Below are 14343 nucleotides of genomic sequence, written 5' to 3' on the forward strand. Positions count from 1 at the left end.
TCATGTCAGGATCAGCCCAAGGTCCCCTCCGCCTCGGCAATGAACGCGTCGGCAGCCTCCTCCACGGTCATCTCGCCGAAGGCCACCTGCTGGTAGTAGCGGTTGAGAGCGTCGAGGAAGATGCTCTGGTACGCCTTGCCGTAGACCACGGGCGCGATGTCGGACTCCGCGAGGTAGGCGTAGAGCTCCAGCTCCGTCTTCTTCGATTCGGGAGTGTCTGGGCTCTCGAGAAGGGCCGCGAGGTTCGCGTTGTTCGTGTTGGCGCCGTTGTCGGACTCGTACGCGAGGGCAGCTTCCTCATCGTTGATGAAGAAGTCGATGAAGTCCGCGGCCGTCGCGACGTTGTCGCAGTCCTCTGCGATCGACAGGCCCGACAGCCACAGCGCGTTGCCGGGTCCGCCCTCGCCGCTCGGCATCACGTACGCGGTGAGCGTGGATCCCGGCGCGACACCGTCGATCGTCGCCTGCGCGCTGGAGAGCCCGTTCGCCGGCCAGAAGAAGGCCGCCTGCTGGCCCCGGCTGAAGGGCATCTGCTCGAGCGGCACTCCCATGAGCTCCGACGCGCGCTCGGCCGAGATCGTCACACCCGCCTCACGGAGCTCCTCGCTGTAGTTCCAGAACTCCACCAGATCCTCGCGGTCGAATCCGAGCGCACCGTCCTCGTACAGGTTGCCGCCGCGGCTGCGCACCCAGCCCTCGAGCTGATCGTCGTTCGCGCCGATGAGGTCGATCGAAGGCTGCCCCGCCGTCTCCGTCAGATCGGTGAGCCACTCTGCGAGCCACTCCCAGTCGTAGCCGTTCTCGGGGAGGTCTTCCCCCGCCTGCTCGACCTGCGTCTGATTCACCATGAGTGAGCCGAACGCGGCGCCGTAGGGAATCATGTAGAGCTGGCCGTCTGCGCCGCGACCGCTGTCGAGGACGCCCTCCGGAATCTCCGAGACATCGATCACGCCCTGCTCCACGAGATCATCGAGCGGTCGCAACGCGCCGCGGTCGGAGTAGTCGGCCATCACCCGGTTCTGCATCTGCGGCACGCAGGGCAGGTTCCCGCCCGCAGCCTGAACGCTCGCGCCTTCCCAATACGCGTTGTAGTCGGTGGTGGTGCCCTTGACGGTGACGTCCTCGTTCTGGGCCATGTAGAGGTCGATCACCGCCTGCGTGCGCTCGTTGCGCGCGGTGCCTCCCCACCAGGCGTACTGGATCTCCCCGCCGACCTCGCCGAGATCGGCGGTGGTCGTGGATTCGGCGGCCTCACCGCCGCCGCCACAGCCGGCCAGCCCGATCGTGGCCGCGGCGACCGCCGCCACGGCGAATGCTCGCTTGCTCTTCATCTCATTCCGCTCCTGTCTCCGTTGACATTCCCGGGTGCGTCGTCCGTCTCGACGACGTCGGGCGTCAGTCCACCTGGACTGTCTCGTCGAGCGCCCAGCCGAGCTGCTCGTACATCTTTCGGCGTCCGCGCTTGTCGTTGAGCGCCTCCTGCCACGCATACTTCGCGACTTCTTCGATGTGCTCGTGCGGCACGACGATCACGCCGTCGCCGTCTCCGACGACCAGGTCCCTCGGATTCACGCGCTGACCGCCGATCGTGACGGGCACGCCGTGCTCGAGGTACTCGATGCGGCCCTGCGTCATGGTCTGGCTGATGAACTGGGCGAACACCGGAACCTTCTGCAGGCGGCACTCGTCGACGTCGCGCACGCCGCCGCTGGAGACGACACCCTGTGCGCCCAGCGTCTTGAACGCGAGAGTGTTGTTCGAGCCGAGCTGCCCGACTCCGAGATCCGGAGCTTCGATCACCACGACGTCGCCGCGGGTGATGTCGGCCTTGTACGGAGAGATGTGCTTGCTGCCGTACCAGTGCTCGTAGGCCCATGCCGTGTACTCGTCCGGGGTCCTGGGAGGGGCCTGCTCGTGCGTGGCGACGAGGCGCACCGTCAGGGCCGGCCCGCAGAGGCGCGCGCCTTCATAGAGCGGGCGGATGTCGCGGTGAACGCTGCCCTTGCTGAACAGGCCGACCCAGTCCATGCCGTCCCTGACATCCGAGACGCGGAGTCCCGCGTACAGCTTCTCGATCTCGGTGTAGTCCGTCATCGCACTCCCTGGTATCGCCGTCGACTGGATCCGATCCGATCCAATTTGAAGGTAGCGACAACAAACGACGCCGTCAAGGCTGGGGATGTGGCGCGGAGATGTCACGATCCGGCGAACCGAAGCCACCCGGCTCGGCGCCTGATCCGATCTGATGATGTGAAAGGCGTGGAAGATCGCGCGTTGGCGCGCACCGGCTCGACCGGAGATATGGAGAGCGAGGGCAATATCAGATCGGATTACATCCTTCCGATGAGTGCAAGAAAGCCCCGCGACGCCATTGCGTCGCGGGGCTGACCCCGGTCAAGGTCGCACGGGCCGGTAGACCATGTGTGTCACGAGCGACGTCGGGCGCACCGAGACACGCTCGAGCTGCTGTGGCGGGACTCCGTCGAACACGCGTTCGCCGGCGCCCACCACGCAAGCAGTGACATGAAGCCGCAGCTCGTCGATGAGCCCGGCGGCGAGGTATTCGTTCACCGTCGTGGGTCCGCCCGCGACGGAGATGTTGCCGTCGCCGGCAGCGGCGCGGGCCTGTTCCATCGCGGCGTGGATGCCGTCGGTGACGAAGTGGAAGGTCGTCCCGCCCTCCATCTGGATCGGGTCGTGCGCGTAGTGGGTGAGGACGAACACCGGGCCGTGGTAGGGCGGGTTGGGTCCCCACCAGCCGCGCCAGTCGCGGTCCCACTCGCCTCGGACGGGGCCGAACATGTTGCGGCCCATGATGGTCGCTCCGGAGTCGAGGATCGCGTCGACTTCTGCCTTGTTCTCCTCCTGCGCGTGGAACATCCAGCCGTGCAGCCAGTTCTCGTCGACGTCTCCGAACGGCGCCTCTTCGCGCTGGTTGAGTCCGGTGGCGAAGCCGTCGGCCGAGACGGCGAGGTCGCTGAACACGATGCCCATGATCTGATCCCTTCAACTGGTTGTCGATTGCAACTGGTTGGCAGGCTAGCTCAGACCAGTTGTAGACTGCAAGTGGTTGTTTCGAAGGAGGCCGGCATGGATCACCGTTCAGGGTGCCCGATCAACCTCTCGCTGGAGGTGTTCGGAGACCGATGGTCCCTCATCGTGATCCGCGACATGATGTTCGGCAATCGCCGGCACTTCAACGAGCTGCTCGCGAAATCCGACGAAGGGATCGCCTCGAACGTGCTCGCAGACCGCCTTCAGCGGCTGGTGAGTCTCGGCATGATCTCGCGCGCACCCGACCCGAGCCACAAGCAGAAGGTGCTGTACAGCCTGACCGAGCCGGCGATCCAGCTGGTGCCCGTGCTGGCTCATCTGGGGGCATGGGGCCGCCGGCATCTCCCGGTCAGCCGCGAGCTCTCGGTCCGCGCCGAGCTGCTCGAACGTGGCGGGCCGGAGTTCTGGGACCGCTTCATGGACGAGCTGCGCGAGCAGCACCTCGGCATCCCCCGCCCGCCGGGAGAGCCGTCGGCATTCGGCGAGCTGCGCGCGGCCTACGAGGCCGAACTCGCCAGGGCATAGCCGCCGAGAGCGGCTGTCAGCGGGATGCCGCGACCGCCGGCATCCACTTCTCCAGCAGCGCGAGCGTGTCGGGCGCGAAGCGACGACTCGGGTCCGCGATCATCGCCCGCAGCTCATCGAGCGCCACCCACGCTCCCCACGCGACCTCCTCGGGCTGCCAGCGGATCGGGCCGTCGTAGTCGGCGAGGTACCCGAACGCGTGATACCGGGCCACGTCGTCTTCGTACTCGGCCTCGCCGAGCGGGAGGAGCGCGACACCTGTCACGCCGAGCTCTTCCTCGACCTCGCGCAGCGCCGCGTTCATGGGGGTCTCGCCCGGCTGCAGCACGCCCCCCGCCATCACGTCGTAGTGACCGGGGTAGACGTCTTTGGTCTCGGTGCGCCGGTGCAGGTAGACCTCGCCGGAACCGTTGCGGACCACCACGGCGACGCAGGCATGACGCAGGTTCCGTGCGCGCACGACCGATCGCGGCGCGGTCTCGGTGAGTCGGCCGTCCAGAGCGTAGACCGCGACGATCTCATCCACGACCGGCTGCTCGCTCTCGGGCTGTGCCTCACCGCTCACGGGGTTCCGCCCTCTCATCCGTGTCTGCGACGGTAGCGCACTTCGCCGTCACCGCTTCGTGACCTCTGACAGCACGGCCTCACGCCTGGGAGGCATCGGCTCGACGAGCCGGTGGAGGAAGAGGAGACCGATCGCCGGCATCCCGATCAGGGGGACCAAGCCGATCTGCAGGGTCGTCGTGTCGGCGATCCAGCCGAAGAGGGGGGTGGCCAGGCCGCCGACGCTCACGGTGAGCCCCAGCGTCACCCCGCTCGCCGTTCCGACGCGCTGAGGGAGGTAGTCCTGTGCCAGGGTCACGTGCAGCGAGAACGGCACATAGAGTCCGGCCGAGGCGAGGGCGACGAAGACGTAGATCGCGGGTCCGGGCACCCACACGATGCCGGCGACCGCGACGATCGTCGCCGCGTACGACCAGCGCACGATGGCTATCCGTGGCCACCGCGCGGCGAGGTAGCCGCCGAGCAGGGTGCCGGCGGCGCCGCCGGCGTAGAGGATGAACAGCGCGACCGCTCCGCCGACGGCGCCGTCGCCCGTGCGTTCCGCGACATAGAGGGCGACGAATGCCGACAACCCGACGAAGACGACGGATCGGCACATCACCGCGGCGGTCAGCCGGCCGAAGGAGCCCCAGTCATTCGGCGGCGGCTGCTCGCCCGGGGCCTCCTGGCGCGGCCGGCTGCTGGCCGGCGTTCGCAGGGCGAGGAGGCACACGACCGCCCCGGCGACAGCTGGCACGGCGAGGAGAGGGGACGCCTCCAGTCCGCCGAGCGACATGACGCCGACGACGAGGAGCGGCGCCAGGGCGAACCCGACGTTGCCGCCGAGTGAGAACCAGCTCATCGCCCTCGGATCGGACGGACTGACGGCCCGGACAGCGACGGCGGCCGCCGGGTGGTATGCCGCGACCCCGAAGCCCGAGATGCCGACGGCGATCACGGTGAAGACGTAGACGTCGCCCACGCCGGCCAGGGCGATACCGGCTCCCGCGACCAGCGTGGACGCCGGCAGAAACAAGCGCATCGGCCGTCGGTCGATCACGGCGCCGAAGATCGGCTGGACGACCGAGGAGAGGAGGGATGCTGCGAGCACGATCGTCGCCGCGGCCGCGTAGGTGTACTCCCGCTCGAGCACGAAGAACGGCACGAGCGCGGCGACGGCACCCTGGTAGACGTCGACGAAGGCGTGGCTGATCGAGAGCAGGGCGATCGGGGTCCGGCGCCGGCGAGGGAGCGGATGCGGCATCCTGCCATCGTCGTTCTCCGCAGGCCTGACGGCTTCCGATATAGTGCCGACTTGTGTCGAAGATCCGCCATCGGCCGGCCGCGCCCACCGAGCGCCGGAACGTCGCCCCGCGTCAGACGACGGACGTGCACACACACGACGATCATCAGATCCTCTTCGCCGATTCGGGCGTCCTCGAGGTGATCACCGATGTCGGCACGTGGTTCGCGCCGGCCACGCGCGCGATCTGGATCCCGGCCGGCACGGCGCACTCATGGCGCGCTCACGGCCGCCTGACCGTGCACATGCTCGGCCTGCCGCTGTCGGACAATCCGCTGCACCTGGACTCGCCGGCGGTTCTGGCGGTGTCTCCGCTCCTTCGCGAGTTGCTGCGGGAGCGGACCGCGGACGCGACGGCCTCCACGCCGGAGAGCAGGCGGCTTCACGCCGTGCTGCTCGACCAGTTGCGGGGCTCGCCGCTGGAGCCGATCCGGCTGCCCTCGCCGGCGGACGAGACGCTCGCCCGGGTATGCCGGGCGATGCACGCCGACCCGTCCGACTCGCGAAGCCTCGCTGAACTGGCCGCCGACGTGAGCGTGAGCGAGCGGACGCTGTCTCGTCGATTCCGGTCGCAATTGGGCATGACGTTCCCCCAGTGGCGGACCCAGTTGCGCCTCTTCCACGCCCTGAAGATGCTCGCGTCGGGTGCATCGGTCACCGCGACCGCTCACGCGTGCGGGTGGTCTTCGACGAGCGCCTTCATCGACGTGTTCCGGCGGGCGTTCGGTGTCACGCCGGGCGCCCACCGGCGCGAGTGAGCCGCGCGGACGGCAGGGTCGGTCGAACGACGGTCAGGAGATCCTCGCGGCCATCACGCGCAAGGCATCCGCGAGGTCTGGCCCCGAGAGCGACCGGTCGGCGTCGAGCAGCCATTGGAGCGCGAGGCCGGAGAGCAGCGCCTGGTAGATCGATCCCAGCTTCCACTCCTCGTCTTCGCTGAGTCCGGTGGGGTGGAGGAGCCGGGCCAGCCCGACGCGCGCGCGGGCGAGCGCGGCCGACAGCTGGGTGCGCACCTCCGCGGGGTGGTCGGTGCGCGAGAAGGCCTCGAGCGTCGCCGCCCACAATCCCGGGTGCGCGACCATCGAGTCGACGATGCGCGACCAGACGGTCTCGAAGTGTCCGCCCGCCGGCCCCTCCTGCGAGACCGCGGCGACGGCGGCGTCGACCTCTGCCCCCCACTCCAGCATCGCCTCGATGAGCGCTTCGTTGAGGAGAGCCTCCCTCGATCCGAAGTGGTAGCTGATCGCTCCCATGCTCACGCCGGCGGCGTCGGCGATCTCGCGTGACGTCGGGCGTGTGTACCCGCGCTCGTAGAGACAGCGCTTGGCGCCGGCGAGGAGCGCCTCGCGGTTTCCCATGGCGATCACGATAGGCCAGCGGCTCCCCATCCCCGAGTTGCGCGCTTGCGCAATCAGTTCTACGCTCGGATTTGCGCAGATGCGCAAATCTCGGATCGTCAGGAGGAATGCCATGGCCATAGCCGTCACCGGAGCGACCGGCAAGCTCGGCTCCCTCGTCATCGAGGCGCTGCTGCGCCGGGTTCCCGCCGGGTTCATCACGGCCGTCGCGCGAGACTCCGCGAAGGCCACGCCACTGGCCGACAGAGGCGTGAGAGTCCACATCGCCGACTATGACGAGCCCGGGACCTTCCGTGATGCCTTCGCGCCGGGCGACCGGGTGCTCCTCATCTCCTCCGACAGTGCGGGTGCGCGTCACACCTTCCAGCACACCACCGTGATCGGCGCGGCGAAGGCGGCGGAGGTCGAACTCCTCGCCTACACCAGCGTGCTGGCCGCGCCGGCGGCCACCTATTCGATCGGCCGTGACCATCACGCCACCGAGGAGGCGGTGCGGCGGGCGGGTGTGCCCTATGCCTTCCTTCGCAACGGCTGGTACAACGAGAACTACACCGGCCACCTCGACGCCATCCTCGAGGTCGGGCAGGTCTTCGGCAGCGCCGGCCCGGGTCGCATCGCCGCGGCGGCGCGCGCCGACTACGCCGAGGCGGCGGCGGTCATCCTGACGGGCCCGGTCGAACCGGACGCGATCTACGAACTGAGCGGAGACAGCGCCTTCACGCTCGCCGACCTCGCCGACGAGATCTCGCGTCAGACCGGCAGGCCCATCGCCTCCCCGCATCTCACGCCGGCCGAGTACCACGCGTTCATGGTCGGGCAGGGCGTCGATGCGGCCGACGCGACTCAGCTCGTCGAGGCCGACAGCGCCATCTCCCGCGGCGAGCTCGCCCACGCGAACGGTGATCTGCGCCGGCTGCTGGGTCGCGCCACCACCCCCATCGCCGACTCGGTCGCCGCCGCCCTCGCCGCGATCGGCAGCGTTGCGCGATGAGTCGCGTTGCGTCTATACGTGTCCGGATAATAGCGTGGGCTCGTGACGCAGACCGAGACGGATGACATCGTGAGCCCCCTCGTCCAGGAGGTCGTCGGCGTCCATCGCAGCGGGTCCCACGACTTCAGCAAGCGGTCGCAGCCCTTCGTCGACCTTGTGGAGGGTCTGGGAGTCGAGGGTGACGCCCACTTCGGCGCCACCGTGAAGCACCGGTCCCGGGTCGCGGCCGATCCCTCTCAGCCGAACATGCGCCAGGTGCACCTGATCCATTCCGAGCTCTTCGACGATCTGCGCGGGGCGGGGTACGACGTCGCCCCCGGCGAACTGGGCGAGAACATCACCACGCGCGGCGTCGAGCTGCTGGAGCTGCCGGTCGGCACGCGGCTGACGATCGGGGATGCCGTCATCACCGTGACCGGTCTGCGCAATCCCTGTCAGCAGATCAACGACTTCCGCGAGGGCCTGCTGAAGCACGTCGTGCGGCGCGACGACGACGGGAACGTCGTCCGCCTCGCAGGTGTCATGGGGATCGTCTCGCGGTCAGGACGGGTCCAGCCGGGCGCATCCATCCGCGTCGACCTGCCCCCGGAGCCGCATCACCCACTGACGCGCATCTAGCGTGCCGCGAAGGGTGCCGGCGCTCATGGCGCGGCGGGACCAGTGGCGCGACCGAGGATGAGCGTCGCCGCGTCGGCGAGGACCTGGTTGCGGGTACGGCCGGCGTGGTCGGCGGCGATGAGATGGCGCCCGATGGCGAGACAGAAGGCGGCGAGGCTCCGAGCCTCGACCTCGTCCGGGTCCGGGCAGTAGCTGCTGATCGCCTCCCGGAGCACTTGCATCCGCCGGTTGTCGACCGTGTGGAGACGCTCGGCGACGACCGGGTCGCGGCGCGCCCACGCGCGCACGGCGAGGTCGATCGGCAGCAGCCGGTCGTTCGAGAATGTCAGCTGACCGGCGATGCGGGCCTGGTCCACGATGTCGCCCTCCGCCTTGCGTGCGCGCTCGAGCACGTCGTCGACGCTTTCGCGCTCCCACGCGTCGAGCATCGCCGCCAGCAGAGCGTCGCGATCGTCGAAGTATCCGTAGAAGCCGCCCTTCGTCACACCCAGCGCCCGCGCGAGCACCTCGACGCGCACCGCGTCCACGCCCTGCTCGGCGAGAACGCGCAGGCCCTCCTCGATCCACTTCTCGCGTGGTGTCCGCAACGAGCCCATTCCAACCCCTTCGATCGACCGGTTGTGCGGCAGCGTACAACCGGTGTACATTCAAACTATTCGGCATCGTATAACGCCGGGATGACCATGACACGGCACACCTCGGCCCGTCGGCAGAAGGAGATCTCATGATCACGTGGGCAGGATGGCTCATCGTGCTGTTCGGAACGGCGCACACCGTCGGCGCGCTCACGGTCCTCGGAGCCGGGGAGCACGCCGGCACGTGGCTCACAGGTGGGCTCTGGGACGACAGCCTGTTCACCATGGGGCCCGCGCTGAGCGCGTACTGGCTGAGCATCAACAGCTTCGGCCCGGCACTCATCGTGGTCGGCTTCGTCGTCCTCTGGCTCGCGCGGCGAGGCATCACGCCTCCCGCGTTCATCGGGTGGGCGCTGGGAGGCTGGACGATCGTCGACAACGTGCTCTCCGGTGTCGGTTTCGGGCAGGGCCTGATCGTGCTCGTGGCGGCGGGCCTGCTGGTGGCCGCCGCGTTCCGCGCGAAGCGACTCGACCGCGCTGCCGCCGCCGACAGGCGCCTCGAACCCGTCGCATCGTGACCGCACCCACGACGGTGGCGGCACCGCAGACCGCGGCGCGGCCAGGCGTGCGTCCCGGCCTCGACAAGCAGCCGGACGCCGTCGCCGCCATGTTCGACCGCGTGGCGCCCCGCTACGACCTGCTCAACGTGCTCATGACCGGGGGCTACGTCGGTCGGTGGCGACGGGCCACCACGTCGGCGATCGACCCTCGCCCCGGACAGTGGATCCTGGACGTGGCCGCCGGCACCGGCGCGTCGTCGGTCCCGCTGGCACGGGCCGGAGCCCGCGTGCTCGCGTCGGATCCCGCGCCCCGCATGCTCGAGGTCGGGCGCCGTCGGCATCCGAGCCTCGACTTCGCCGCCGCGGACGCGCTCGAGCTGCCGTTCGAGGACGAGACGTTCGACACGGTCACGATCTCTTTCGGGCTGCGCAACATCGCGGACCCGCCGCGTGCGCTGCGCGAGATGGCCCGGGTCTGCCGCCCGGGCGGGCGCCTGGTGGTGTGTGAATTCTCCACGCCCACATCGCCGCTGCTGCGCGCGGGGCACCGACGGTTCGTCCGCACGATCCTGCCGTTGCTGGGTCGTCTCGCCTCGTCGGATCCGGCCGCGTACCACTACCTCGCCGACACCGTCCTGGACTGGCCAGACCAGCGCGAACTCGCCGCACTCATCGGGCACAACGGATGGCGGAACGTCGAGCATCGCGATCTGAGCGGCGGCATCGTCGCCGTGCACCGCGCGACGCGCCCGGGTCCACGACCCCTCGCGACTCGAACGGAGAACCATCGATGACTCCTCCAGGACCAGCGGCGAGAACGCTGCGGATCCTCATCCGGCTGTTCGCGCTGAACGCCGTCGCCACAGGTCTGGCGTGCGTCGTCTTCGGCCCCGAGCTGCTCTCGGGAGGCGACAGCGTGATCGCGCCGGACCTCGCTCAGGAATTCCGGTTCCTGTCCGTATGGTGGCTCGCGGTCGGTGTCTACCTGTGGATGCTCGCCGCGCGGGCGCACACCGCGACGGCCGAGTTCCGCATGGTGTGCATCGTCCTGTTCGCTTCGGGCGTGGCACGGTGGGTCACCTTCGCCACGCATGGTTGGCCGGCGCCCCTGTTCGTCGTGGTCGCGACGATCGAGATCGTCGCTCCCGCTCCGCTGTGGTGGCTCCAGGCGCGAGTGGCCGCCCGCTCCGCGGTCCGACCCGAGGCGATGGCTTCGACGCCTTCGCCGGGCCATGCGGACCGATCCGTCTCGTAGGCGCGGGGCGCGCGTGGCGCCGCGACCCGCCCGCGCGTACTCGGCGCCCGCGTGGCGCACCGCTCTGCTGCGCGCCTCCGCCATCCGCGGGGACTGGACGAGCCGTCAGCGTCAGCCGGTGACGGCGCATGCGTCCACGGACCCCGCGGTGTGGACGACCGTGCTCTTCCACGAGCCCTCGGCGACGATGACCGCCGTGCTGGCGGTGCGCGACCGCCTGGTGGCGCTGGTGGGGCTGCGGCCGTCCTCGCGCGACAGCTTTCGCGTCCTGGCTCGGACCGGGGACGAGGTGCTCGTCGGCAGCGACGATCGGCATCTCGATTTCCGGGCGTCCGTGCGCCGGACGCGCCACACTGTAGACGTCGTGACGTACGTCGAAGTGCACAACCTGCTCGGCCGGTTGTATCTGGTGCCGGTGCGGATGGCGCATGCGGCGATCGTGCGAGGCATGCTCCGCCGAGCGGCGAAGCGGCTGGATCCGGTATGACCGTGCTGGATCCGGTGTGACTGTGCTGGATCCGATGTGACGATGGAGACCCAGTGAAGACGGATGCCGCAGCGCAGGGCGCGTTCGAACGCACCGCGATGGCCGCTGCATGGGTCGGCATCGCCGTCCTGATCGTGGTGGTCCTGGTGTTCGCGTCGCTGCGGGCCGCCACCGACCTTCCGCTGCTCCTCGGTGCGGAGCATCCTGATCCGGACGCGTTCGAGGCGCGATACGTCGCGGCGCCATGGCTGGCGTATCTGCACATCGTGCCGGGCGTGCTCTATCTGCTCGGCGCTCCGCTGCAGCTATGGCGAGGGTTTCGTCAGCGGCACATCCGCGTGCACCGGCTCGTGGGTCGCATCATCCTTCCCGCCGGCATCGTCAGCGGCATGTTCGCACTCGCGTTCGGCGTGCCGTTCTCGTTCGGCGGGACGTTCCAGTCGCTGGCCACAGCCGTGTTCGGCTCGTGGTTCCTGGTCTCGCTGCTCGTCGCATTCGCCGCCATCCGGTCGGGGAACGTGCGGGTCCACCGGCGGTGGATGATCCGCGCGTTCGCCGTCGGGCTGGGCGTGGGCACGATCCGCCTGTGGATCGGCCTCTTCGTCGCGCTCACCGACATCACGATCGTCGACACCTTCGCCCTGGGCTTCTGGCTCGGGCTGGGCACCAACGTGCTGTTCGGTGAGCTCTGGCTGTGGTGGCGCGGCGATCCCGGGTCCCCGCGAAGGCAAGGACCCTCATGAATCCTCTCCGTCCGCTCGTCGTCGCCGCGCAGGGCTGGTGGGTGCGCCGCACGATCCACCTCCTGCCGCCCGCCGGCGGGCCGGCGTCGGGTCTTGTCGGCGATTCGCTCGCCGAGCCGCTGCGAATCGCCGTGGTGGGAGAGTCCACGGCGGCAGGCGCCGGTGTCGCGGTCCATCAGGACGGATTCGCCGGCGCGCTGGCGCACGGCCTCGCCGAATCGACGGGACGGGCGGTGCTGTGGAGCGTCGTCGGACAGTTCGGCGCGACCGCACGGCGCATCCGGCATCGGCTGATACCGCAGCTCGGCCCGCGATACGACCTGGTGGTGCTGCTCGCCGGCGCCAACGACGTGCTGAGCGGGCGGTCGGCGGCCGAGTGGCGTGCGGACCTGACCGCGATCCTCGACCTCCTCGCGCTTCGGTCCGGGCGGACGATCGTGGTCGGCACACCCCCGTTCGCTTCGTTCCCGTCGCTGCCGCGCACCCTCCGGCGTCACCTCGCCGAGTCCGGGCAGGCGCTGGACGAGGTGGCTCGGCAGGTGTGCGCGACTCGAGAGGATGCGGAGTGGATGCCGTCGGCAGACGATCAGGTCGGGCCCGACTTCTTCGCCGCCGACGGCTTCCATCCCTCCGCGATCGGCTACCGCCGCTGGGCCGAACTCGTGCGGGAGAAAGTCGAGGCGTCCTCGCTGGCGGCCGCACCGCCGGCCGCCGGCGAGCCCCGACCCGTCACCGCGAGCGAATCGACTCCGTGAGCACACGCCCGTCAGCGCCCGCCGGACCCTCGAATCCGAGGAGAGCCGCGATCGTCGGGGCGACGTCGATGTGACGCGGGTCCTGCGGGGCGGCATGCGGACGCACGCCGGCTCCGGCGATCACGAGCGGCACGTGCAGCTCCCGCGTCGTGCCGTGCGCCCCGGCGGGGTCGGCCGGTGTCGCTCCGAGCGACCACCCCGCCTCGGGCTCGATCACGAGCTCGCCGTGCTTGGCCGACATGTGCATCGCCTGCTGTTCCGACTTGTCGTACACCGCGGCGACGTGCGGGAGCGCCGACACCGCCGTCTCGATCGCGGCAGCGGCCACGGCATCGCCGGCCGCTGCGCCGACGAGATGCAGCGAGCCCACTCCGCCCACCACGACGACCGCGTCGGTCTCGGGCTGAGGCGCCTGACCGGAGGAGAGCATCTCGGCGTCGTAGCCGGCCGCCTCGATCGCGGCGAGGAGCTCGTCGCGCATCCCTTGCGTGAAGGTGCCCATGCCGTGGTCGCCGGTCACGACGAAAGCGGTGCGTCCGTAGATGCCGGCGTCCTTCGTCGCCTGCACGAGCCGGCCGATCTGGGCATCCACCTCGGCCAGGGCCGCCGGCATCCCCTCCGCCTCTGCGCCGTCGGCGTGGCCGAGGGCGTCCAGGCGATCGCAGTACACCGCGATCAGGTCGGGCACGCCCGCCGTCTGCACCGGCACTCCGCCGCTCATCACGGGCTGTCCGTTGATCACGGCGATCGCATCGTCGGCTCGCCGGGCGCAGTCCCCGCCCGGCTGGGTGTACAGGCCGTTCGCGTCGCCGAAGGTCACGCCGTAGTTCTGCAGGATGAACCACTGGGCCGACATCACGGTGCCGCCCTGTTCGCGGATCGCCTGCGCGATCGTGGGCACGGCGAGATCCCGCTGGGAGCTGCGTGCCACGCCGGTGGCCGTGTCGAACCAGAAAGCGGTGTTGCCGTGGGTCGCCGGCCACGCGCCGGTGGCGATCGAAGACCACGAGGGGTTGGTGATGGAGGTCATCACTCCCGTCGAGACGCTCAGGCTTCCCCGCTTGGCGAGCGCCTCGAGGTTCGGCATCGGAGCGCGGTCGAGGTACTCGACGTCGAAGCCGTCGAGGGCGATGAAGACGACGTGCTCCGCGGGCGGGGGCGCCGATGCGGCCTCGGCGGAAGCGTCGCCTCGAGCAGCGGCCGGGAGCGCTCCGGCGCTGAGCGCCGCGACGGCGAGCAGCGCGGCGGCGAGGCGGGCGGGGTGGCGGAATCTGGCGGTGGAGCGCATCTTCGGTTCCTCTCGCGAGTCGGCGGCGGGGCCCCGGCGTGCCCGGGAGCCGACTGCCTTCGACGCTGACGGCGGGGAGGCCGCGCAGGCAACAGCCTCCTCGCCGCGTGCAAGGAATCACCCATCGCGGCCCCTCGCGTGCGGGGAATCCGCCACACCGGCCGGAGGTCCTCGAAGGGTCGACGGTTTCTTGCGCCACGACCGCTGCCCGTGTCGATCCCTCGCAATTCGGCGCGTGGCGCTTGGCCGGGGCCGCGGCATCCGGATTGTGTGCTCGTCGTAGGCACG

18 protein-coding genes are annotated in these 14343 nt (G+C 69.9%); 10 read left to right on the forward strand and 8 right to left on the reverse strand.

Features of this window, described 5'->3' with window-relative positions:
* Nucleotides 1-11: 11 nt before the first annotated feature.
* From HF576_RS15595 to HF576_RS15605, 3 genes are all read right to left on the reverse strand, one after another.
* Entirely contained in the window at nt 12-1331 is a 1320-nt protein-coding gene (locus HF576_RS15595) for an ABC transporter substrate-binding protein (protein ID WP_168913691.1), read from the reverse strand.
* Between the two features lie 64 nt (nt 1332-1395).
* Nucleotides 1396-2094: an RraA family protein gene (locus HF576_RS15600; RefSeq protein ID WP_168913692.1), complete on the reverse strand. Its 699-nt coding sequence runs from the start codon at nt 2092-2094 to the stop codon at nt 1396-1398.
* A 300-nt stretch (nt 2095-2394) separates the two neighbouring features.
* Complete coding sequence (locus HF576_RS15605; protein ID WP_168913693.1) at nt 2395-2994, reverse strand: dihydrofolate reductase family protein; 600 nt, start codon at nt 2992-2994, stop codon at nt 2395-2397.
* A 96-nt stretch (nt 2995-3090) separates the two neighbouring features.
* Between HF576_RS15605 and HF576_RS15610 the strand changes: the two genes are divergently transcribed.
* Nucleotides 3091-3579, forward strand: coding sequence for a winged helix-turn-helix transcriptional regulator (locus HF576_RS15610; protein WP_168913694.1), 489 nt, complete (start codon nt 3091-3093; stop codon nt 3577-3579).
* Nucleotides 3580-3595: 16 nt separating this feature from the next.
* On the opposite strand, the gene HF576_RS15615 is transcribed toward HF576_RS15610, so the two are convergent.
* Nucleotides 3596-4144, reverse strand: a complete 549-nt coding sequence (locus HF576_RS15615) for an NUDIX hydrolase (RefSeq protein WP_343234305.1) — start codon at nt 4142-4144, stop codon at nt 3596-3598.
* Nucleotides 4145-4192: 48 nt separating this feature from the next.
* Nucleotides 4193-5386 (reverse strand): MFS transporter, encoded by a 1194-nt coding sequence (locus HF576_RS15620; protein ID WP_168913696.1) that lies wholly within the window; start codon nt 5384-5386, stop codon nt 4193-4195.
* Nucleotides 5387-5439: 53 nt separating this feature from the next.
* On the opposite strand from HF576_RS15620, the gene HF576_RS20800 reads away from it, so the two are divergent.
* Nucleotides 5440-6183, forward strand: coding sequence for a helix-turn-helix domain-containing protein (locus tag HF576_RS20800; RefSeq protein WP_168913697.1), 744 nt, complete (start codon nt 5440-5442; stop codon nt 6181-6183).
* Nucleotides 6184-6216: 33 nt separating this feature from the next.
* Here the strand turns inward: HF576_RS20800 and HF576_RS15630 are convergent, their stop codons facing one another.
* A complete protein-coding gene (locus HF576_RS15630) occupies nt 6217-6783 on the reverse strand; it encodes a TetR/AcrR family transcriptional regulator (protein ID WP_168913698.1) in 567 nt (188 codons plus the stop codon).
* A gap of 112 nt (nt 6784-6895) precedes the next feature.
* Here HF576_RS15630 and HF576_RS15635 point away from each other — a divergent pair, with 112 nt between their 5' ends.
* Both HF576_RS15635 and HF576_RS15640 read left to right on the forward strand, forming a co-directional pair.
* Nucleotides 6896-7774 (forward strand): NmrA family NAD(P)-binding protein, encoded by an 879-nt coding sequence (locus tag HF576_RS15635; protein WP_168913699.1) that lies wholly within the window; start codon nt 6896-6898, stop codon nt 7772-7774.
* 42 nt (nt 7775-7816) lie between these two features.
* Complete coding sequence (locus HF576_RS15640; protein WP_343234306.1) at nt 7817-8392, forward strand: MOSC domain-containing protein; 576 nt, start codon at nt 7817-7819, stop codon at nt 8390-8392.
* A 23-nt stretch (nt 8393-8415) separates the two neighbouring features.
* On the opposite strand, the gene HF576_RS15645 is transcribed toward HF576_RS15640, so the two are convergent.
* Nucleotides 8416-8988 carry a TetR/AcrR family transcriptional regulator gene (locus HF576_RS15645; protein ID WP_168913700.1) on the reverse strand — a complete coding sequence of 191 codons (573 nt, stop codon included), beginning with the start codon at nt 8986-8988 and terminating at the stop codon, nt 8416-8418.
* A gap of 128 nt (nt 8989-9116) precedes the next feature.
* On the opposite strand from HF576_RS15645, the gene HF576_RS15650 reads away from it, so the two are divergent.
* Genes HF576_RS15650 through HF576_RS15675 form a run of 6 tightly spaced genes read left to right on the forward strand, consistent with a single transcriptional unit; the run spans nt 9117 to nt 12767 of the window.
* Nucleotides 9117-9545 (forward strand): hypothetical protein, encoded by a 429-nt coding sequence (locus HF576_RS15650; RefSeq protein ID WP_168913701.1) that lies wholly within the window; start codon nt 9117-9119, stop codon nt 9543-9545.
* Nucleotides 9542-10321, forward strand: a complete 780-nt coding sequence (locus HF576_RS15655) for a class I SAM-dependent methyltransferase (protein WP_343234307.1) — start codon at nt 9542-9544, stop codon at nt 10319-10321. Before HF576_RS15650 ends, HF576_RS15655 begins: the two co-directional genes overlap by 4 nt.
* Complete coding sequence (locus tag HF576_RS15660; protein ID WP_168913702.1) at nt 10318-10782, forward strand: DUF4345 domain-containing protein; 465 nt, start codon at nt 10318-10320, stop codon at nt 10780-10782. Before HF576_RS15655 ends, HF576_RS15660 begins: the two co-directional genes overlap by 4 nt.
* A gap of 13 nt (nt 10783-10795) precedes the next feature.
* Nucleotides 10796-11269, forward strand: a complete 474-nt coding sequence (locus HF576_RS15665; protein WP_168913703.1) for a DUF2867 domain-containing protein — start codon at nt 10796-10798, stop codon at nt 11267-11269.
* A gap of 53 nt (nt 11270-11322) precedes the next feature.
* A complete protein-coding gene (locus HF576_RS15670) occupies nt 11323-12012 on the forward strand; it encodes a DUF2306 domain-containing protein (RefSeq protein WP_168913704.1) in 690 nt (229 codons plus the stop codon).
* On the forward strand, nt 12009-12767 hold the full coding sequence (locus HF576_RS15675) for an SGNH/GDSL hydrolase family protein (protein ID WP_168913705.1): 759 nt from the start codon (nt 12009-12011) through the stop codon (nt 12765-12767). The genes HF576_RS15670 and HF576_RS15675 overlap by 4 nt, the downstream gene beginning before the upstream one ends.
* On the opposite strand, the gene HF576_RS15680 is transcribed toward HF576_RS15675, so the two are convergent.
* Nucleotides 12742-14055, reverse strand: coding sequence for an alkaline phosphatase family protein (locus tag HF576_RS15680; protein WP_168913706.1), 1314 nt, complete (start codon nt 14053-14055; stop codon nt 12742-12744). The genes HF576_RS15675 and HF576_RS15680 overlap by 26 nt on opposite strands.
* Nucleotides 14056-14343: the final 288 nt, after the last annotated feature.

It is taken from the genome of Microbacterium salsuginis, from assembly GCF_012524205.1.
GTDB lineage: Bacteria > Actinomycetota > Actinomycetes > Actinomycetales > Microbacteriaceae > Microbacterium > Microbacterium salsuginis.

What these genes read in the sequence shown, in the direction of transcription:
- HF576_RS15595 (WP_168913691.1), bottom strand. Translation starts at nt 1,331, where the DNA reads ATGAAGAGCAAGCGAGCATTCGCCGTGGCGGCGGTCGCCGCGGCCACG.
- HF576_RS15600 (WP_168913692.1), bottom strand. Translation starts at nt 2,094, where the DNA reads ATGACGGACTACACCGAGATCGAGAAGCTGTACGCGGGACTCCGCGTC.
- HF576_RS15605 (WP_168913693.1), bottom strand. Translation starts at nt 2,994, where the DNA reads ATGGGCATCGTGTTCAGCGACCTCGCCGTCTCGGCCGACGGCTTCGCC.
- HF576_RS15610 (WP_168913694.1), top strand. Translation starts at nt 3,091, where the DNA reads ATGGATCACCGTTCAGGGTGCCCGATCAACCTCTCGCTGGAGGTGTTC.
- HF576_RS15620 (WP_168913696.1), bottom strand. Translation starts at nt 5,386, where the DNA reads ATGCCGCATCCGCTCCCTCGCCGGCGCCGGACCCCGATCGCCCTGCTC.
- HF576_RS15630 (WP_168913698.1), bottom strand. Translation starts at nt 6,783, where the DNA reads ATGGGAAACCGCGAGGCGCTCCTCGCCGGCGCCAAGCGCTGTCTCTAC.
- HF576_RS15635 (WP_168913699.1), top strand. Translation starts at nt 6,896, where the DNA reads ATGGCCATAGCCGTCACCGGAGCGACCGGCAAGCTCGGCTCCCTCGTC.
- HF576_RS15645 (WP_168913700.1), bottom strand. Translation starts at nt 8,988, where the DNA reads ATGGGCTCGTTGCGGACACCACGCGAGAAGTGGATCGAGGAGGGCCTG.
- HF576_RS15650 (WP_168913701.1), top strand. Translation starts at nt 9,117, where the DNA reads ATGATCACGTGGGCAGGATGGCTCATCGTGCTGTTCGGAACGGCGCAC.
- HF576_RS15660 (WP_168913702.1), top strand. Translation starts at nt 10,318, where the DNA reads ATGACTCCTCCAGGACCAGCGGCGAGAACGCTGCGGATCCTCATCCGG.
- HF576_RS15675 (WP_168913705.1), top strand. Translation starts at nt 12,009, where the DNA reads ATGAATCCTCTCCGTCCGCTCGTCGTCGCCGCGCAGGGCTGGTGGGTG.
- HF576_RS15680 (WP_168913706.1), bottom strand. Translation starts at nt 14,055, where the DNA reads ATGCGCTCCACCGCCAGATTCCGCCACCCCGCCCGCCTCGCCGCCGCG.